The sequence below is a fragment of the Rhizobium redzepovicii genome (assembly GCF_019793435.1).
In the GTDB taxonomy this organism is placed as follows: Bacteria; Pseudomonadota; Alphaproteobacteria; order Rhizobiales; family Rhizobiaceae; genus Rhizobium; species Rhizobium redzepovicii.
Map to the genome: position 1 here is coordinate 35,188 of NZ_JAILYH010000014.1, position 16,922 is coordinate 52,109.

Genomic DNA, 16,922 nt, shown 5'->3' on the forward strand with positions numbered 1-16,922 from the left:
ATTTTCCGAAAGAGGCGTAGTGCATCAGTCGGGAGAGCCTGCGTGAACAGCGGACATCAGCACCGGGTATTCGGCAAGCGGGCGCAGGAGCACATCCTGATCCTCGCAAGCGGCGACAAGGTCCGCCACATGACGGTCCGGCCGTGGATGGCCGCTCTCGCCTTCTGCTTCATCGGCGTCTTCTCGATCGGCTATCTGCTGGCCACCTCCTATCTCGTGCTGCGCGACGACCTGATCGGCGCCACCATGGCGCGGCAAGCCCGGATGCAGCATGACTATGAGGACCGCATCGCCGCTCTTCGCGCCCAGGTCGACCGCATCACCTCCCGCCAGCTTCTCGACCAGCAGGTGGTCGAGGACAAGGTCGACAAGTTGATGGAACAGCAGATGGCGCTGACGTCGCGCCACGGCAAGCTCGATAATCTGCTCGACCGGGCCGAAAGCTCCGGCCTGACGGAAAAGTCCGGCGCCCTGCCCGAGCCGTCTTCGCCGATTCAGTCCTTTGCCCCTGAGATCAAGGACAAGCGCGCTTCGCTGACCGGCGGCGGCATCGAGGCGATTGAGAAACAGCTGGCGAGCGGCGCGCCCGCCGATGCGACGCCCGACAATTTGACGCTTGCCTATGTGCCCTCCGCCGAAACGGTCGGCGACCGCGCCGACCGCATCTTCTCCAATGTAACGCTGTCGCTGAAGGGTGTCGAACAGGACCAGCGCAACCGTGTCGAACAGCTGACGAGCGACGCCGGCAACGCCGCCGATGCCATCGGCAACGTGCTGACCCGCTTCAAAATTCCGGTGCCTGAGGAGTCTGCGGGGCGGCAGGGCGACGATGCCGTCGGCGGCCCCTATGTCGAGCCTGAAAGCAACGATGATTTCAACAATTCACTGGCAGCACTCGACGGCGCGCTGACCCGGCTGGAGGCCGTGCGCAGCACCGCCGAATCCCTTCCCTTCCGCAATCCCGCCATCGGCAAGGACGTGACCAGTCCCTTCGGCAATCGCCGCGACCCTTTCCTCGGCCGCCTCGCGCTGCATTCCGGCATCGATTTCCGCTTTTCGCCGGGTGAGAAGATCCGCCCGTCGGCGCCGGGCAAGGTCATCGCGGCCGGCTGGACCGGCGGTTACGGCAACATGGTCGAGGTCGACCACGGCAACGGCATCTCGACACGCTACGGCCATATGTCCCAGGTGCTGGTCAAGGTCGGCGACACGGTCGGCCGCAGTGACGTCATCGGCCTCGCCGGCAGCACCGGCCGCTCGACGGGAACGCATCTGCACTATGAAGTGCGCCAGGACGGGCACGCGGTCGATCCAGTATATTTCATGAATGCGGGCCTTAAACTCGCCACCTATATCAAGTAACAGCCGTCAGGTAACCATGGCTTCACTCTGTATGGGGTGCGGCCTCTCTATTTCTTGACTTGCCGGCCATTCGGGGCTATGTCGCGCTGCATTGCGGCATGCAATCCCGCCGACTCGTTCAGAGCTCGGCCGAACCGGAACGGAAACAGTTTTCCCTTTGACGACATTCGCTGACCTTGGCTTGAGCCAAAAAGTGCTATCCGCTGTTACCGACGCGGGCTACACGATACCCACGCCTATTCAGGCGGGAGCCATTCCGTTTGCGCTCGAGCGTCGCGATATTTGCGGCATCGCGCAGACGGGCACCGGCAAGACGGCATCCTTCGTTCTGCCGATGCTGTCGCTTCTGGAAAAGGGCCGGGCCCGCGCCCGCATGCCCCGCACGCTGATTCTCGAGCCGACGCGCGAACTCGCCGCCCAGGTTGCCGAGAATTTCGAAAAATACGGCAAGAACCACCGTCTCAACGTCGCCCTTCTGATCGGCGGCGTTTCCTTCGAGGACCAGGACCGCAAGCTCGAGCGCGGCGCCGATGTGCTGATCTGCACGCCCGGCCGCCTGCTCGACCATTTCGAGCGCGGCAAGCTGTTGATGAGCGGCGTCGAGATCCTCGTTATCGACGAGGCCGACCGCATGCTTGACATGGGCTTCATCCCCGATATCGAGCGCATCGCCAAGATGATCCCGTTCACCCGCCAGACGCTGTTCTTCTCGGCAACCATGCCGCCGGAGATCCAGAAGCTCGCCGACCGGTTCCTGCAGAATCCGGAACGCATCGAAGTCGCAAAGCCCGCCTCGGCCGCAAAGACCGTGACGCAGCGCTTCGTCGCCTCGCACAGCAAGGACTACGAGAAGCGCGCGGTTCTGCGCGAACTCGTCCGCGCCCAGACGGAACTCAAGAACGCCATCATCTTCTGCAACCGCAAGAAGGATGTTGCCGACCTCTTCCGGTCGCTGGAACGCCACGGCTTCTCCGTCGGCGCGCTACATGGCGACATGGACCAGCGCTCCCGCACGATGACGCTGCAGAGCTTCCGTGACGGCAATCTGCAGCTGCTGGTTGCCTCAGACGTCGCTGCCCGCGGCCTCGACATTCCCGATGTCAGCCACGTCTTCAATTTCGACGTGCCGATCCATTCCGAGGATTACGTCCACCGCATCGGCCGCACCGGCCGTGCCGGCCGCTCAGGCGCCTCCTTCACGCTCGTCACCAAGCGCGACAGCAAATTCGTCGACGCGATCGAAAAGCTGATCGGCGAGAAAGTGGAATGGCTGAGCGGCGATGTGAATTCCCTGCCGCCGGCAGAAGAAAGCGCCGACAGCGAGCGCCCGCGGCGCAACAGCCGCGAACGTGGCGCAAAGGGTGAACGCGGCGACAGGGATCGTGGTCGCGGACGCGGCAATCGCAGCGCCGCAGGTCATAAATCTGATAACGACATACAGGATAATGACGTCCAAGTGATCCAGGCAGCACCAGTAAAGGCCGACATCGTGAAGAACGAGCGCAAAGCAGAGCAGAAGCCGCAAAACAATGCGCGCAACAGCCGGCCTTATCCGGCAAACGACGACAGCCGCGACCGCCGCCGCCATCGCGACCATGATGACGGCCCGACCCCGGTCGGCTTCGGCGACGATATCCCCGCCTTCATGCTGATCGCCGGCAGCGCCAAGGTCTGAACGGCCAATGGGTAAGCCCGGTCTCGATTTTCCGGGCTTCGGCGTTGGCTTGGTCATTCTGCGCGACGCCAAAATTCTTCTTTATAAACGCGTGCGCCCACCGGAAGCCGGCTACTGGAATATCGTCGGCGGCAAGGTCGATCATATGGAGCCGGCCGAGCAAGCCGCGCGCCGCGAGGCCGAGGAAGAAACCGGCCTCAAGATCGGCCGCATCGAGCGGATCGCCGTGACCGAACAGATCATCGATACCGACCGCCAGCACTGGATTTCACTTCTCTATCTCGCCCGCGACGTCGACGGCGAGCCGCAACTGACCGAACCGGACAAGCTTTCCGATTTCGGCTGGTTTCCGCTCACGGATTTGCCGGAACCGCTCTCGGCATTCACCAAGGCGGCGATAGCAGCCCTGCCCTCAGCCGAATCCAGTCAGCGATCGGCCCTCAGCGACGCCTCATAGGCAAGCCGCACCCATTTCGCCATCAAATCGGGATCGTCGTAGGCCTCGTCGGGAATCGACCAGTAGGGCATCTTTACCGGCTTGCCCTTCTTGCCCTCGTAGCTCCATTGCGTGGCGCCGGCGGCGGCAAATTCCGGGGCGCTCGTCTCATCGGCCTTCAGCAGCATCTCGTCGCGCACTTCGAGCGCGATGATGCGCCCGAGATGATAAATGCCCTTGCCGCCGAACATGCGCTTGACCGTGACCGGGCCGAGACCTTGAAACATTTCCTCGATGCCGGCATTGTCCATTCGCTATTCCCTCGAAATCCCGGCCGTGGCGGCCATCACAGCGCGTGATAATCCCGGTTCATATAGATGAGCGCCGGATGCTTTTCGCTGAAGCGCACAGCCGCGACCTCGCCGAAGATGACATTGTGCGTCGGCATTTCCTTGATGTCGGTCACCCGGCAATCGAAGGCAGCCAGCGCATCGGCCAGCACAGGCGCGCCGGTGACCAGCGTCTCGAAACGGGCGCTGGCAAAACGTTCGCTATCGGCAAGCGCCGTCCGTCCGGAAAAGGCGTCGGCAACGCCCTGATGATGAGCGCCGAGCGTGTTCAGAACGAAGATGCCGCTTCGGAAAAAGATTTCGTTCTTCGAATTGTTGTTGTTGAGGCAGATCAGCACCGAGGCTGGATTGTCCGAGACCGAGCAGGCGGCGGTGATGGTGACGCCGCGGCGCAACTCGCCCATCGCCGTCGTCACGAGCTGCACATGGCCGGCATAACGGCTCATGGCGTCTCGATAAAGGCCGGGGTCGATATGCTGCCTGTTCAACACCTGCTTCTCCCGTACGCGCTTTGATCCATGGTTCGACTTGCTATCGCGCCAATATGGCGAGCATCGGTTACCTTTTCTACAATAGGACCAGTGAAAAGCACTGCTTCACGCTTGTTTTTCTTTGACGATCGCAGCCTTGCGGATAAAAGGGCATGGACGATGGCTAGGGGATCTCCGCCTTTCATGATCAACCTGCGTGGCATAGCAGCCTGTCTGGTGCTGCTGGGAGCGGCGGCGCAAGGCCATGCGGCCGGCGTGACGATCGGCGTCGTCGCCCCTCAGAACGGCGCGCTCGCCTTGCTTGGCGCCCAGATTGCCACTGGGGCCGGTTTCGGGATCCAGCAATCCGGAAACACCCTCGTCGCCATCAATGAGACCTGCGAGGACAATAGCGGCGCTACGGTTGCCGATGCGCTGGTCGCTGCCAAGGTGCAGGTCGCGGTCGGCTTTCTCTGCAGCGAGACGCTGGAAGGCGCGCTGCCGAAGCTGAAAGACGCGGGCATTCCCGCCATGACCATCTCGGCGCGCTCCCGCATCCTGATGGAGGATGCGCTGAAGAACGGCTGGCCGCTCTTTCGTCTGGCGCCCGCCGACGGCGCCGAAGCGGCAAAGATCAATGAAGTGATCCTGAAGGACTGGGCCGCCGATCCGATCGCCCTGATCGAAGACGGCACCATCCATGGCCGCGAACTGACCGAAGCGGTGCGCAACGCACTGGAACAGAACGGCCTGAAGCCGATCTTTACAGATACTTACCGGCCGGGACAGGAGCAGCAGATTGCCCTCGTCCGCCGTCTGAAGCGCGCCGGCGCCACCCGGGTTTTCATCGGCGGCGACCGCAACGATGTCGCCGTCATCGCGCGCGACGCCAAGGCAGAAAATATTCCGCTCTCCATCCTCGGCGGCGATGCCATGCGCGCCGCCGACCAACCGCTGCCGCTTGACCCCGGCGTGCGCGCCGTCGCCCTGCCGGAATATGCCGTTCTGCCGGAAGGCGCGGCGACAGCCGAGGCTCTCAGCGCCAAGGGCATCGAGCCGGAAGGCTATGTCCTGCCGTCGCTCGCGGCAGCGCTGATCGCCGGCCAGGCGGCGGAAGCTGCGGCCGCCGCGGGCAAGCCGCTGCAGGAGACGCTCCTCGGCACGACATTCCAGACGCCGGTCGGCGCCATCGCTTTCACTGCCGCGCACGAACTTGCCCAAAACCCCTACCGCCTGCTCGAATGGCGGGGCAATGGCTTTTTTCCACCTCGCGCGCCGACGCAATAAGCGGCGGCCGCCAGTCTTGAAATCGGGCACCGCGCTCAAATGGCGGCCCACAGGGAGTAAAACTTGATGACGCTGCCCATTCGCATTGCCCCCTCGATCCTCGCGGCGGATTTCGCCAGGCTCGGCGAGGAGGTGCGCAACGTCACGGCCGCGGGCGCCGACTGGATCCATCTCGACGTGATGGACGGGCATTTCGTGCCGAACATCTCCTTCGGTCCGGATGTCATCAAGTCGCTACGCTCCTATACCTCGGCGACCTTCGACTGCCACCTGATGATCTCGCCGGTCGACGACTATCTCGAGGCCTTTGCCAAGGCCGGCTGCGACCGCATCACCGTCCATGCCGAAGCCGGGCCGCATCTGCATCGCTCGCTGCAGACCATCCGCAATCTCGGCAAGAAGGTCGGCGTGACGCTCAATCCGGCAACCCCGCTCAGCGCCATCGAGAACGTGCTCGACGATGTCGACCTCATCCTCATCATGTCGGTCAATCCCGGCTTCGGCGGCCAGAAGTTCATTCCGGCGATGGGAGCCAAGATCGCGGCGGCGAAGTCGCTGATCGGTGACAGGCCGATCGAACTCGAGGTCGACGGCGGCGTCACGGTGGAAACGGCGCCGGCAATCGCCCGCGCCGGCGGCAACGTCCTCGTCGCCGGCTCGGCGATTTTCAAGGGCGCGACGGTCGAGGATTATCGCCGGACCATCGCCGATCTGCGTCAGGCAGCCGAAGGGGCACGATCATGATGAAGCGTCTACTCATCGGCGGCATGCTTGCCGCCGCATTGCCCGGCCTGTCACTGGCCGGCGACATCGCCAATATCCAGCCGATCGGCTTTTCCGCCGATGGCAAGGTGTTCGGATTTCAGGAATTCGGCATCAAGGAGGAAGGCGGCGCTCCTTACTCCAACACCTATTTCATCGATACTGAAAACGGCCAGTATCTCGAGGGCACCCCCTTCCGCACCGAGATGACCGAGAAGGACGCCAATCTTTCCAAGGCGCGGCGGCAGAACCTGACGGCAGCGCGCAGCCAGATGGACAAATACGATCTGCTCACCAATCCGGGCCTCATCGCCGCCTTCAATCCGCCAACTGAGCTCGGTTCTCCCGCAAAGACCATCCGCTACACCACGCTCGCGACCGATGGCCCGCCGAAATCGCCCTATACGCTGTCGCTCGGTGAGATGCCGGTGCCGACGCCGAAGGATTGCGCAGCAGTCGACAAGCGGGTCCTTGGTTTCAGCCTGCAGATGATCGAAAAACAAGGCGCTCCGAACCGCCAGGCGGCACGGCAGGCGACGGCGATTCCGGCCGAGCGCGCCTGTTCTGTGGAATACCGGATCGGCGGCGCGGTGGTCTATCAGCCGGAAGCCGGAGACCAGGTTCACATCGCCTTGATCCTGGCCTTCGACGCCGACAGGAACGGACGCTGGATCGCCGTTCCGGTTCATCCCTGAACCCGGATCGCCCAGGGATGGATGGCCCGAGCCCGGATCGCCCCAGCACGGATCGCTCTAAGACAGATCGCCCGAAAATGGATCGTCTGAGAGCCGCGCGGCCGCCCTACCCCGATCTGATTGCCGGCGCATTGTTCTGGGGCGCGCAGATGCTCGCTTCCGCCATGCTCGGCCTTTACCTGCGCAACGGCCTGCAGACGAGCCGGCTTGCCGAAGTCGCCGCGCTGTATTTCGCCGGCGGACTGTTCGCGTGGCCCCTTGCCCTGCCGGTTGCCCGCTTCTTTGCCTATGACAGGCCGCCGGAAGCGCGTTTTGCCGCCTTTTTCGTGACGCTGACGGCAGCGACGATCGCCATGACCGCCTTCCTCTTCGCCATGGAATACCGGCTCTTCTATTCGCGCTGGCACGCGCCTTTCGGCAGCGTCGTCTGGGCTTTTCAGTTCGTCTTCACCAGCATCAGCGCCGTCTACCAGTTCCTGGTCATCGGCCTGCGGCTCTTCCTGCCGCTCGGTCTCGTCTGCCTTGTCGTCAGCAGCTATCATCTTGCCAAACGCATGCGTTGAGATTGCCGCCCGTCTTTGCTACAGGGGCGTTGAAGCAATTCAGGCAAGACTGCACAGCGGTTTTGCGCAAAGAAAATCGAAGTAAACCTCTTGAAGTGAAGGCAGCCGCCATGATCCCGCGTTATTCCCGGCCCGAAATGGTCGCCATCTGGTCTCCCGAAACCAAGTTCCGCATCTGGTTCGAGATCGAGGCGCATGCCTGCGACGCGCTGGCCGAGCTCGGCGTCATCCCTAAATCGGCGGCAAAGACGATCTGGGAAAAGGGCGGTGCGGCCACCTTCGACGTCGCCCGCATCGACGAGATCGAGGCCGTCACCAAGCATGACGTCATCGCCTTCCTGACCCACCTTGCCGAAATCGTCGGCCCGGATGCTCGCTTCGTCCACCAGGGCATGACCTCGTCAGACGTGCTCGACACCTGCTTCAACGTCCAGCTGGTGCGCGCCACCGACATCCTGATCGCCGATATCGAGCGCCTGCTCGCAGCGCTGAAAACCCGCGCCTTCGAACATAAGGACACCGTCACCATCGGCCGTTCGCACGGCATCCACGCCGAGCCCACCACCTTCGGCGTCAAGCTGGCGCTCGCCTATGCCGAATTCGAGCGTTGCCGCCAGCGTCTCGTCGCCGCCCGCGAGGAAGTCGCGACCTGCGCCATCTCGGGCGCCGTCGGCACCTTCGCCAATATCGACCCGCGCGTCGAGGAACATGTCGCCGAGGCGCTCGGCCTGAAAGCCGAGCCGGTCTCGACCCAGGTCATCCCGCGCGACCGCCACGCCATGTACTTCGCCACCCTCGGCGTCGTCGCCTCGTCGATCGAGCGCCTGGCGACCGAGATCCGCCACCTGCAGCGCACCGAGGTTCTGGAAGCCGAGGAATATTTCTCCCCCGGCCAGAAGGGCTCCTCGGCCATGCCCCACAAGCGCAACCCGGTGCTGACTGAAAACCTCACCGGCCTCGCCCGCATGGTCCGCTCCTACGCCCTGCCGGCCATGGAAAACGTCGCACTCTGGCACGAGCGCGATATCTCCCACTCCTCGGTCGAACGCATGATCGGCCCCGACGCCACCGTGACTCTCGACTTCGCCCTCTCGCGTCTCGCCGGCGTCATCGAAAAGCTGCTGGTCTACCCTGAGAACATGGAGAAGAACCTCAACAAATTCCGCGGCCTCGTCCACTCCCAGCGCGTGCTGTTGGCGCTGACCCAAGCCGGCACCTCCCGCGAAGACGCCTACCGCCTTGTGCAGCGCAATGCCATGAAGGTTTGGGAACAGGGCAAGGATTTTCTGGAGGAGCTGCTGGCGGATGCGGAGGTCCGTGCTGCGCTTTCTGAAGAAGATATTCGCGAGAAGTTCGACCTTGGCTACCACACGAAGCATGTGGACACGATTTTCCGGCGGGTGTTTGGCGAAGCGTGAGTTCTCCAAATCGACAATATTGCGGCGCCTTTACGGCGCCGTTTTTATGTTTGATTATATTCTGTTATCGCAGTTGTCGCGCCTGCGCTCGCCAATATTTCTCTATCTCCTTTCAAGCGGCCGTTGTTTTTGCTTCGGCGCTTTGCCAGCCATAGCGCGCTTCCTCGTCTCCGTCTTTTTCGGCGCAACAGCTTCCGCGGCCTCCGTCGTCCTGCAAGCCTCCGTCTCGCCCCTGCCCTTGGCAGCCTTGGCGACCAGCTGGTCGAGGTGTTTCAGTTCCTCCTCGTCGAGATTTTCGATGCCGATGAAGCGGTTCTCGGCATGGCTCGTCAGGATCATTTCATTGAGCTTGGCCTGGATTGCCCGCGTGTCGCGCGTTTGGGCGTTCTGCAACACGAAGACCATCAGGAAGGTGATAATCGTCGTGCCGGTGTTGATGACCAGCTGCCAGGTTTCCGAATAATCGAAGAAGGGGCCGAGTGCCGCCCAGATGATGACGGCGGTCAGCGCCAGGATGAAGATGACGGGTTTGCCCGCCCATTCCGATATCTTGGTTGCGAAGCGGGCGAACAGATGCTTCATCGAAATCCTCCCACAAGCATGTGCTGAATAACGCGGCGAGAGGTCCCGAGGTTCCGGGAATCGGCGAAGCTTTAACCTCCGGGGATCGCGAGAGTTCGCGATCCCCGGAAACCTTCGATTACGCGGGCTCCCGCGCAATCAGTTTGCGATAAAGATGCCAGGTCGCATGGCCGAGGATGGGAATGACAAGCGCAAGCCCGGCAAAGACCGGGATCGTGCCGATGACGAGCAGTGCAGCGACGATCAGGCCCCACAGCAGCACCGGCACCGGATTGGCGATCGTCGCGCGGATCGAGGCGACGACGGCGGCTACCGCGCCGACATCGCGGTCGAGCAGCAGCGGAAAGGTGATGACGGTCGTCGCCAGCACGACGAGCGCGAAGACGAAGCCGATCAGGTTGCCCCAGATGATCAGCTGCATGCCCTCGGGCGTGCCGAAGACCTGGCGGAAGAAATCCGCCATGCTGCGCGGAAACACTTCGCCGAGCAGATTGCTGTAGAGCGTCTGCGCCGTCACCAGCCAGACGACAAAAATGCCGCAAAGCATCAGCCCGACTGCGACGATCGAGGGCAGCGCCGGCGAATGGCGTACCTCGAGCGCATGCGTCCAGGAGCTATCGAGGCCGGCTTCGCGCCGGCGGCTGATCTCGTAGAGGCCGATCGCCGCGATCGGGCCGATCAGCACGAAACCTGCCATTAGCGGAAAGACCATCGGCAAAAGGTTGGCACCCGACGTCCATAACGTCAGGAAGACGCCGGCAATCGGGTACATCAGGCACAGGAACACGTAGTGGGACGGTTTCTCCATGAAATCGTCGTAACCGCGCTTCAGCGCGTCGAAGACGTCGGCGATACCGATGCGATTGACAACGGGCCGTGCGAAGCTTTCGCTAGAACCCGTCATGACATGAAATGCCGCCATGGCTTTCTCCTCCTCAGCCGAGACCTTGTCGGCTGCGGACACGCAATCGGCGGGAACGCCGACACGAAATCCGCAACCGGCACTGGAGCAATATAGCAAACCAAATCGCCCGTGTCGCTCTCTCCCTTCACATCCCCTCTTGACATCTCGGGCGCGCCTTCTCACATCGGCGGCACTATGAAAGCCTCAGACGCAGATATCCTCATTATCCCCGGCTACACCAATTCCGGCCCGAGCCACTGGCAGAGCCGCTGGGAGGCAAAGCTCAGTACGGCGCGGCGCGTCGAACAGGCCGAATGGACAAAGCCAGTCCGCGAGGACTGGATCGCCCGGATTGCCGAGGAAGTGAACGCCTCGACCCGCCCGGTTATCCTCGTCGCCCATTCGCTCGGCGTGACCTCGGCAATCCACGCCATCCCGCATTTCCGCAAGCCGGTGGCCGGCGCCTTCTTCGTCGCCCCGCCCGATGTCGCCAATCCCGATATCCGCCCGAAGCACCTGATGACCTTCGGCCCCTACCCGCGCGATCCGCTGCCCTTCCCATCGATCACGGTGGCGAGCCGCAACGATCCGTTCGGCAGCTACGAACATGCCGACGATATCGCCAGCAGCTGGGGCTCCTTCCTCGTCGATGCCGGCGAGGCAGGACATATCAATGCCGATTCCGGCCACGGCCCCTGGCCCGAGGGCACAATGGTCTTCGCTCAGTTCCTCAGCCGGCTCTCCGCCTGATAGAGGAAACCGGCCCTTCTCGATAATTCAGAAAGTGCTTTCTAAGTCTTTCTTAATGGAATGACAGCAAACTGCACCGAGATGAAATAAGCGAGAATGCCCGTGAAGAAAGCCCATCCAGAGGCCGATGATTCCACGGCGGCTGAGGCAGGCGTCGGCAGCGTGGCGGATGACGATTCCGACCTGGCGGAACGGGAGAGCCGGTGGAACCATGCGCTCGTCGGCTCCGGCCTCGGCGTCTGGGATCACAACTATCGTCTCGACCGGAAATATTATTCGCAGACGTGGAAGACCATGCGCGGCATGGCGCCCGACGAGGAGGCCGCCGGCGACTACGATGCCTGGCTGGCCCTCGTCCATCCCGATGATCGCGATTTTGTCGTCCATGCCATCGACCGGCAAAATGCCGGCGATCCGGATTTCCAGATCTTCGAATATCGCGAGCGCCACAGGGACGGCCACTGGATGTGGATCGACTGCCGCGGCGCCTGCGTGGAATGGGACGAGAGCGGCGTGCCGACGCGCATCGTCGGCACGGATACGGATATTACCGCCCGCAAGGAGGCCGAAGATACGCTGTCGCGCCTGTCGCGCCGGCTCGACCTGGCGCTGGAGATTTCCCGCATCGGCGTCTTCGAGGCGGATATCGAGAATGACACCGTCGAATGGGACGAGCGTCTCATCGCCATTTACGGGCTGAAGGGCGCCTCGCGGCCAATCGCCAGCGACATCTGGGCAAAAAGCCTGCATCCCGACGATCGCGAGCGCGTGCTCGGCTTGTCCGATCGCAGCGTCGAAAGCGGCAGTGATTTTCAGCAGGAATACCGCATCATCCGCGGCGACGGCGCCGAGCGCGTCATCCGTGCCCGCTCGGCCTTCTTCGTCGACGGCAACGGCCACCGCAAGCTGATCGGCGCCAATTGGGACGTCACCGAGGAGGTCGCGCTCCGCAACGAGCTGCAGCGCGCCAAGGATCAGGCCGAGGCGCATAACCGCGAACTCGAAGCCGCCAAGGAGAGCATCGAGCGCCTGGCGCTGCACGATTATCTCACCAGCCTGCCGAACCGCCGCTATCTCGACAAGATGCTGGACGAGCGCTCGGCTGAATGCCGGGCCAAGGGCTTGGGCCTTGCGATCCTGCATATCGATCTCGACCGCTTCAAGCAGATCAACGATACGCTCGGCCACCGGGCCGGCGACGCCATGCTGCAGCATGCAGCAAGCGTGCTCAGAAACTCCGTCCGCGCCGCCGATTTCGTGGCCCGCATCGGCGGCGACGAATTCGTCATCCTCTGCACCGTCGATCCCGCCTCGAAGAAGATCGCCAGCCTTGCCGAACGGATCATTCGTGAATTGCGCAAACCGGTCAGATATGAGGGGCACGACTGTCGTTTCGGGGCCAGCATCGGCATTGCCGTCGACAGCGGCCCGACACTCGACGCCAAACAGATGCTGCTCGATGCCGATATCGCGCTCTATCGCGCCAAGGGCCTGGGCCGCAACCGTTTCGAATTTTTCTCCGCATCCGACCGCCGCGACGTCATCTCGGCCAAGCACCTTGCCGACGAGATCCTGATCGGCCTCGAGCGCAACGAATTCGTGCCCTTCTATCAGCTGCAGTTCGATGCCCGCACCCTTGATGTCGTCGGCGTCGAAACACTTGCCCGCTGGCAGCACCCGGTGCACGGGCTGCTGGCACCAGACCGTTTCCTCGATATCGCCGAGGATCTCGACGTCGTCTCGACCATCGACGCTCTGATCCTGGAGCGCGCCATCGCCGATCGCCGCGCCTGGATCAAGGACGGGCTGTCCGTTCCGAAGATATCAGTCAACGTTTCCGCCCGGCGGCTTGCCGATCCCGATCTCGGCAAGAAGCTCCGCGCCCTGAAGATTGCGCCCGGCACCTTCGCCTTCGAATTGCTGGAATCGATCTCGCTCGACGATTGCGATGAGGCGGTCGCCGCCAACCTGAAAAAGCTGCGCAAACTCGGCATCGACATTCAGATCGACGATTTCGGCACCGGCCATGCATCGATCGTCAGCCTGCTGCGCCTGAGCCCGAAGACGCTGAAGATCGACCGCGAGCTGATCCGGCTGCTGCCGCAATCGGCTGAGCAGCGCAAACTCGTCGGCTCGATCATCGATATCGGCCGCTCGCTGAACATCCTTGTCATTGCCGAGGGTGTCGAGACGTCAGATCATATCCGCATTCTCGAAGAACTCGACTGCGACACGCTGCAGGGCTACGCGCTCGCCCGGCCGATGCCGGCGATGCAGATCCCCTCCTTCATCCGCGCCGGCAGCTGGCGCCACGGGCAGGTCGCCGCGCGCGCCTTGCAGACGCAGCTTCGCCGCGAGCTTCGAAGCAGATCCGCCAAATAAAGACCTGCACAAGCAGCCCGCCATTTCGTCGTCATTTCACCGTATCGGAAAAGGCGCTAGACTCGTCTTGCGAATTCATTCGATTCTCTTGGCGGTATTCCGTAAAATCTGGAAACCGGGGAAGGAAGGATAGGCGGATTGTGAAACTCACTCTTTTCCTTTAAGGGGACGCCACGAGATCGATCCACTCGCGCTATCCCAAGAGCGCCAACAACAGAGAATGACCACGATGAACCGTCGCCGCCGTATCTACGAGGGCAAGGCAAAGATTCTGTATGAGGGCCCGGAACCGGGCACTTTGATCCAGTTCTTCAAGGACGATGCCACTGCCTTCAACAAGAAGAAACACGAAGTCATCGATGGCAAGGGCGTCCTCAACAACCGCATTTCCGAATATATCTTCAGCCATCTGAACAAGATCGGCATCCCCACGCATTTCATCCGCCGGCTCAACATGCGCGAGCAGCTGATCAAGGAAGTGGAGATGATCCCGCTGGAGATCGTCGTGCGCAATGTCGCCGCCGGGTCGCTCGCCAAGCGTCTCGGGATCGACGAAGGCGTGGTACTGCCGCGCTCGATCATCGAATTCTACTACAAATCCGACGCGCTCGACGATCCGATGGTCTCCGAAGAGCACATCACTGCCTTCGGCTGGGCCAATCCCGCCGAGCTCGACGACATCATGGCGCTTGCCATCCGCGTCAACGACTTCATGACCGGCCTCTTCCTCGGCGTCGGCATCCAGCTCGTCGACTTCAAGATCGAATGCGGCCGCCTATTCGAAGGCGATCTGATGCGCATCATCCTCGCCGACGAAATCTCACCGGACAGCTGCCGGCTCTGGGATATCGAGACCCACGAGAAGATGGACAAGGATCGTTTCCGCCGCGATCTCGGCGGGCTGCTCGAAGCCTATTCCGAAGTTGCGCGCCGTCTCGGCATCATCAATGAAAACGAGCCTGTGCGTGGCACCGGCCCGGTTCTGGTCAAGTAAGGCAGGAAAGACAAAGTGATCAAGGCTCGTGTCACCGTCACGCTGAAAAACGGCGTTCTCGATCCGCAGGGCAAGGCTATCGAAGGCGCGCTCGGCGCCCTCGGCTTCTCGGGCGTCGGCCACATCAGACAGGGCAAGGTCTTCGACCTGGAACTGGAAAGCACCGACAAGGCCAAGGCCGAAGCCGACCTAAAAGCCATGTGCGAGAAGCTCCTCGCCAACACGGTCATCGAGAACTACGCGATCGCGATCGACTGACGATCACCGACCCGTCGTCCGGCGGACCTTGAGGATTTGGCGTCATGACGCAGGCAAAGCTGGAGACAGACGTCTCGAAATATATGAGCTATGTTTTGCGTCATGCGCCTGAGGCCGCAGGTTTGACGCTCGATGCCGAGGGCTGGGTATCGTTGGATGAACTCGAAAAGGCGGTGACGTCGAAATACGACGTTTCCCGCGCCGATATTATCGCCGTCGTCGAAAACAATCCGAAGAAGCGCTTCACCCTTGCCGACAATAGAATTCGCGCCAATCAGGGTCATAGCGTCGACGTCGATCTCGCATTGACCCCGGTGGAACCGCCAGCGGTTCTCTATCACGGCACGTCTTCCGCCAACTGGCATTCGATCGAGCGCGAAGGCTTGAAAAAGATGCAGCGTCATCACGTTCATCTGTCGGCGGACATCGAAACCGCAAAAATCGTCGCAACGCGCCGCAAGGGTGAATATCTCATCCTGCGTGTCGATGCGGCTCGCATGTTTTCAGAGGGTCATTCTTTCTTTGTCTCCGACAATGGAGTATGGCTCGCCGAAAGCGTTCCAAATCAATATCTTTCGCCAGACGCGGGGACCCCATGAAATCAGCCGTCGTTCAACTTCCGGGCCTCAACCGCGACCGAGATATGATCGCCGCCCTGACGAAAATTTCCGGCAAGCCGCCGGTGACGATCTGGCAGACGGAAACCGAGATCCCCGATGTCGACCTGATAGTCATCCCCGGCGGTTTCTCCTATGGCGATTACCTGCGCTGCGGCGCGATCGCCGCCCGTATGCCGGTCATGCAGGCGATCATCGACAAAGCCGAAAAAGGCGTGAAGGTACTCGGCGTCTGCAACGGCTTCCAGATCCTCGTCGAGGCCGGCCTGCTGCCCGGCGCGCTGATGCGCAATGCCTCGCTGAAATTCGTCTGCCGCGAAATCAAGCTCGAAGTCGTCAATGCCGAGACGGATTTCACCCGCGCCTACGCGCAGGGCCAGATCATCCGCAGCCCGGTCGCCCATCACGACGGCAATTATTTCGCCGATGAAGCGACGCTGGCGGCAATCGAAGGCAATGGCCAGGTGGTGTTCCGCTATGCCGAGGGCACCAACCCGAACGGCTCGGTCAACGACATCGCCGCCGTCATGAACGAAAAGGGCAACGTGCTCGGCATGATGCCGCATCCCGAAAACCTGATCGAAGCCGCCCATGGCGGCTCGGATGGCCGCGGCCTGTTCGCCTCGGCGCTCGATGTCATTGCCGCCTGAAATCCTCTCATCCGGATCTGGAGCAAGATCGATGCGCCCTCGCCTTTCCGTCGCAAATGCCGCCCTGCTTGCCGCTCTCGCAGCCATGGTCGCGGCCTGCCAGTCGACGCCGGCGCCAACGGGTCCGAACCGCGCCGCGCTGCCGACGATGGAGCGCGTGGCGCTCGGCGCCAATGCCTGCTGGTTCAAGTCGGGCGATCCGGCTTTTGCCGCCTATAAGCTTGCGCCGGAGCTCAATTCCTTCTCCGGCCGCCCGCGCATCCTTCTCGTCCACAAGGGCAGCCCGGAAAGCCGACCGCTGCTCGTCGTGCAGGCCGAGGGAAGCCCGTCGCATGTCCAGGCCTTCGGTCCGATGATGTCGGAGCCGGTCGCCGGCCGCATCGCCGCCGACGTCAATCGCTGGTCCGGCGGCAGCAAGGCCTGCAGCTGATCGCGGCAATCGCTTTCCGCACCGTCAGTCCCAGAAGAACGACTTGCCGACTTCGCGCGCAGCATCGGACTGCGACACCCCGATATCCTTGAGCTCGCTCGCCGTCAGGTTTCTGAGTGCCCGACGGCCTTCCCGCTTCTGATGCCAGAGAAGCACCGCCGCCCAGACCCGACCCAAGCGCGTCGTCGCCTCGGCAGGTGCGTCGGGAACGACGATTTGTCTCCTATCCTCGTAAGAGACAATAGGTACAATCGGCATTTTGATCTCAGGCAAGGCAGACATTCCAGGAATCCTCTCGGTTATCCGTTGGAATTGACTCTTAATCTTGACAGAGACA

At 62.1% G+C, this 16,922-nt stretch carries 20 protein-coding genes; 15 read left to right on the plus strand and 5 right to left on the minus strand.

Annotated features, from left to right (window positions below; genetic code table 11):
• Nucleotides 1-42 precede the first annotated feature (42 nt).
• The 3 genes from K6N12_RS21895 to K6N12_RS21905 all read left to right on the plus strand — a co-directional run bounded on the left by K6N12_RS21895 (nt 43) and on the right by K6N12_RS21905 (nt 3,494).
• Nucleotides 43-1,362 carry a peptidoglycan DD-metalloendopeptidase family protein gene (locus K6N12_RS21895; protein ID WP_097628622.1) on the plus strand — a complete coding sequence of 440 codons (1,320 nt, stop codon included), beginning with the start codon at nt 43-45 and terminating at the stop codon, nt 1,360-1,362.
• Between the two features lie 157 nt (nt 1,363-1,519).
• Complete coding sequence (locus tag K6N12_RS21900; RefSeq protein WP_097628621.1) at nt 1,520-3,037, plus strand: DEAD/DEAH box helicase; 1,518 nt, start codon at nt 1,520-1,522, stop codon at nt 3,035-3,037.
• Nucleotides 3,038-3,044: 7 nt separating this feature from the next.
• On the plus strand, nt 3,045-3,494 hold the full coding sequence (locus K6N12_RS21905) for an NUDIX domain-containing protein (RefSeq protein ID WP_097628620.1): 450 nt from the start codon (nt 3,045-3,047) through the stop codon (nt 3,492-3,494).
• Here K6N12_RS21905 and K6N12_RS21910 read toward each other — a convergent pair.
• Both K6N12_RS21910 and K6N12_RS21915 read right to left on the minus strand, forming a co-directional pair.
• Entirely contained in the window at nt 3,464-3,784 is a 321-nt protein-coding gene (locus K6N12_RS21910; protein ID WP_097628619.1) for a TfoX/Sxy family protein, read from the minus strand. The two genes, K6N12_RS21905 and K6N12_RS21910, sit on opposite strands and share 31 nt — an antisense overlap.
• A gap of 35 nt (nt 3,785-3,819) precedes the next feature.
• Nucleotides 3,820-4,314 (minus strand): flavin reductase, encoded by a 495-nt coding sequence (locus tag K6N12_RS21915; protein WP_097628618.1) that lies wholly within the window; start codon nt 4,312-4,314, stop codon nt 3,820-3,822.
• 183 nt (nt 4,315-4,497) lie between these two features.
• On the opposite strand from K6N12_RS21915, the gene K6N12_RS21920 reads away from it, so the two are divergent.
• The 5 genes from K6N12_RS21920 to purB all read left to right on the plus strand — a co-directional run bounded on the left by K6N12_RS21920 (nt 4,498) and on the right by purB (nt 9,018).
• The gene (locus tag K6N12_RS21920; RefSeq protein ID WP_097628617.1) at nt 4,498-5,580 is read left to right on the plus strand and encodes an ABC transporter substrate-binding protein; all 1,083 of its coding nucleotides are present in this window, start codon (nt 4,498-4,500) and stop codon (nt 5,578-5,580) included.
• Between the two features lie 66 nt (nt 5,581-5,646).
• Entirely contained in the window at nt 5,647-6,324 is a 678-nt protein-coding gene (rpe, locus tag K6N12_RS21925; RefSeq protein ID WP_097628616.1) for a ribulose-phosphate 3-epimerase, read from the plus strand.
• Complete coding sequence (locus tag K6N12_RS21930) at nt 6,321-7,037, plus strand: DUF2259 domain-containing protein (RefSeq protein WP_097628615.1); 717 nt, start codon at nt 6,321-6,323, stop codon at nt 7,035-7,037. The genes rpe and K6N12_RS21930 overlap by 4 nt, the downstream gene beginning before the upstream one ends.
• Before the next feature lie 77 nt (nt 7,038-7,114).
• Entirely contained in the window at nt 7,115-7,600 is a 486-nt protein-coding gene (locus K6N12_RS21935; protein ID WP_097628614.1) for a hypothetical protein, read from the plus strand.
• Nucleotides 7,601-7,710: 110 nt separating this feature from the next.
• The gene (purB, locus tag K6N12_RS21940) at nt 7,711-9,018 is read left to right on the plus strand and encodes an adenylosuccinate lyase (protein WP_097628613.1); all 1,308 of its coding nucleotides are present in this window, start codon (nt 7,711-7,713) and stop codon (nt 9,016-9,018) included.
• 102 nt (nt 9,019-9,120) lie between these two features.
• On the opposite strand, the gene K6N12_RS21945 is transcribed toward purB, so the two are convergent.
• Together K6N12_RS21945 and K6N12_RS21950 are read right to left on the minus strand one after the other, a co-directional pair.
• The gene (locus K6N12_RS21945) at nt 9,121-9,600 is read right to left on the minus strand and encodes a low affinity iron permease family protein (RefSeq protein WP_097628612.1); all 480 of its coding nucleotides are present in this window, start codon (nt 9,598-9,600) and stop codon (nt 9,121-9,123) included.
• A 118-nt stretch (nt 9,601-9,718) separates the two neighbouring features.
• Entirely contained in the window at nt 9,719-10,522 is an 804-nt protein-coding gene (locus K6N12_RS21950) for a DUF2189 domain-containing protein (RefSeq protein ID WP_097628611.1), read from the minus strand.
• Nucleotides 10,523-10,699: 177 nt separating this feature from the next.
• Here K6N12_RS21950 and K6N12_RS21955 point away from each other — a divergent pair, with 177 nt between their 5' ends.
• From K6N12_RS21955 to K6N12_RS21985, 7 genes are all read left to right on the plus strand, one after another.
• Nucleotides 10,700-11,254: an RBBP9/YdeN family alpha/beta hydrolase gene (locus tag K6N12_RS21955; protein ID WP_097628610.1), complete on the plus strand. Its 555-nt coding sequence runs from the start codon at nt 10,700-10,702 to the stop codon at nt 11,252-11,254.
• A 96-nt stretch (nt 11,255-11,350) separates the two neighbouring features.
• The gene (locus K6N12_RS21960; RefSeq protein ID WP_097628609.1) at nt 11,351-13,636 is read left to right on the plus strand and encodes a putative bifunctional diguanylate cyclase/phosphodiesterase; all 2,286 of its coding nucleotides are present in this window, start codon (nt 11,351-11,353) and stop codon (nt 13,634-13,636) included.
• A 229-nt stretch (nt 13,637-13,865) separates the two neighbouring features.
• Nucleotides 13,866-14,630, plus strand: a complete 765-nt coding sequence (gene purC, locus K6N12_RS21965; RefSeq protein WP_003568927.1) for a phosphoribosylaminoimidazolesuccinocarboxamide synthase — start codon at nt 13,866-13,868, stop codon at nt 14,628-14,630.
• Nucleotides 14,631-14,645: 15 nt separating this feature from the next.
• Complete coding sequence (gene purS / locus K6N12_RS21970; protein WP_003568928.1) at nt 14,646-14,888, plus strand: phosphoribosylformylglycinamidine synthase subunit PurS; 243 nt, start codon at nt 14,646-14,648, stop codon at nt 14,886-14,888.
• A 44-nt stretch (nt 14,889-14,932) separates the two neighbouring features.
• Nucleotides 14,933-15,487, plus strand: coding sequence for an RNA 2'-phosphotransferase (locus tag K6N12_RS21975; RefSeq protein WP_097628608.1), 555 nt, complete (start codon nt 14,933-14,935; stop codon nt 15,485-15,487).
• Nucleotides 15,484-16,155: a phosphoribosylformylglycinamidine synthase subunit PurQ gene (purQ, locus tag K6N12_RS21980; protein ID WP_003586242.1), complete on the plus strand. Its 672-nt coding sequence runs from the start codon at nt 15,484-15,486 to the stop codon at nt 16,153-16,155. Before K6N12_RS21975 ends, purQ begins: the two co-directional genes overlap by 4 nt.
• A 31-nt stretch (nt 16,156-16,186) precedes the next feature.
• Entirely contained in the window at nt 16,187-16,585 is a 399-nt protein-coding gene (locus K6N12_RS21985; RefSeq protein ID WP_097628607.1) for a hypothetical protein, read from the plus strand.
• Nucleotides 16,586-16,609: 24 nt separating this feature from the next.
• On the opposite strand, the gene K6N12_RS21990 is transcribed toward K6N12_RS21985, so the two are convergent.
• Nucleotides 16,610-16,867 (minus strand): DUF1127 domain-containing protein, encoded by a 258-nt coding sequence (locus K6N12_RS21990; RefSeq protein WP_097628606.1) that lies wholly within the window; start codon nt 16,865-16,867, stop codon nt 16,610-16,612.
• Nucleotides 16,868-16,922 lie beyond the last annotated feature (55 nt).

What these genes read in the sequence shown, in the direction of transcription:
- K6N12_RS21960 (WP_097628609.1), top strand. Translation starts at nt 11,351, where the DNA reads ATGCCCGTGAAGAAAGCCCATCCAGAGGCCGATGATTCCACGGCGGCT.
- K6N12_RS21945 (WP_097628612.1), bottom strand. Translation starts at nt 9,600, where the DNA reads ATGAAGCATCTGTTCGCCCGCTTCGCAACCAAGATATCGGAATGGGCG.
- purB (WP_097628613.1), top strand. Translation starts at nt 7,711, where the DNA reads ATGATCCCGCGTTATTCCCGGCCCGAAATGGTCGCCATCTGGTCTCCC.
- K6N12_RS21955 (WP_097628610.1), top strand. Translation starts at nt 10,700, where the DNA reads ATGAAAGCCTCAGACGCAGATATCCTCATTATCCCCGGCTACACCAAT.
- K6N12_RS21985 (WP_097628607.1), top strand. Translation starts at nt 16,187, where the DNA reads ATGCGCCCTCGCCTTTCCGTCGCAAATGCCGCCCTGCTTGCCGCTCTC.
- purQ (WP_003586242.1), top strand. Translation starts at nt 15,484, where the DNA reads ATGAAATCAGCCGTCGTTCAACTTCCGGGCCTCAACCGCGACCGAGAT.
- K6N12_RS21950 (WP_097628611.1), bottom strand. Translation starts at nt 10,522, where the DNA reads ATGGCGGCATTTCATGTCATGACGGGTTCTAGCGAAAGCTTCGCACGG.
- rpe (WP_097628616.1), top strand. Translation starts at nt 5,647, where the DNA reads ATGACGCTGCCCATTCGCATTGCCCCCTCGATCCTCGCGGCGGATTTC.
- K6N12_RS21935 (WP_097628614.1), top strand. Translation starts at nt 7,115, where the DNA reads ATGGATCGTCTGAGAGCCGCGCGGCCGCCCTACCCCGATCTGATTGCC.
- K6N12_RS21910 (WP_097628619.1), bottom strand. Translation starts at nt 3,784, where the DNA reads ATGGACAATGCCGGCATCGAGGAAATGTTTCAAGGTCTCGGCCCGGTC.
- K6N12_RS21975 (WP_097628608.1), top strand. Translation starts at nt 14,933, where the DNA reads ATGACGCAGGCAAAGCTGGAGACAGACGTCTCGAAATATATGAGCTAT.
- K6N12_RS21905 (WP_097628620.1), top strand. Translation starts at nt 3,045, where the DNA reads ATGGGTAAGCCCGGTCTCGATTTTCCGGGCTTCGGCGTTGGCTTGGTC.
- K6N12_RS21990 (WP_097628606.1), bottom strand. Translation starts at nt 16,867, where the DNA reads ATGTCTGCCTTGCCTGAGATCAAAATGCCGATTGTACCTATTGTCTCT.
- purC (WP_003568927.1), top strand. Translation starts at nt 13,866, where the DNA reads ATGAACCGTCGCCGCCGTATCTACGAGGGCAAGGCAAAGATTCTGTAT.
- K6N12_RS21930 (WP_097628615.1), top strand. Translation starts at nt 6,321, where the DNA reads ATGATGAAGCGTCTACTCATCGGCGGCATGCTTGCCGCCGCATTGCCC.
- K6N12_RS21920 (WP_097628617.1), top strand. Translation starts at nt 4,498, where the DNA reads ATGATCAACCTGCGTGGCATAGCAGCCTGTCTGGTGCTGCTGGGAGCG.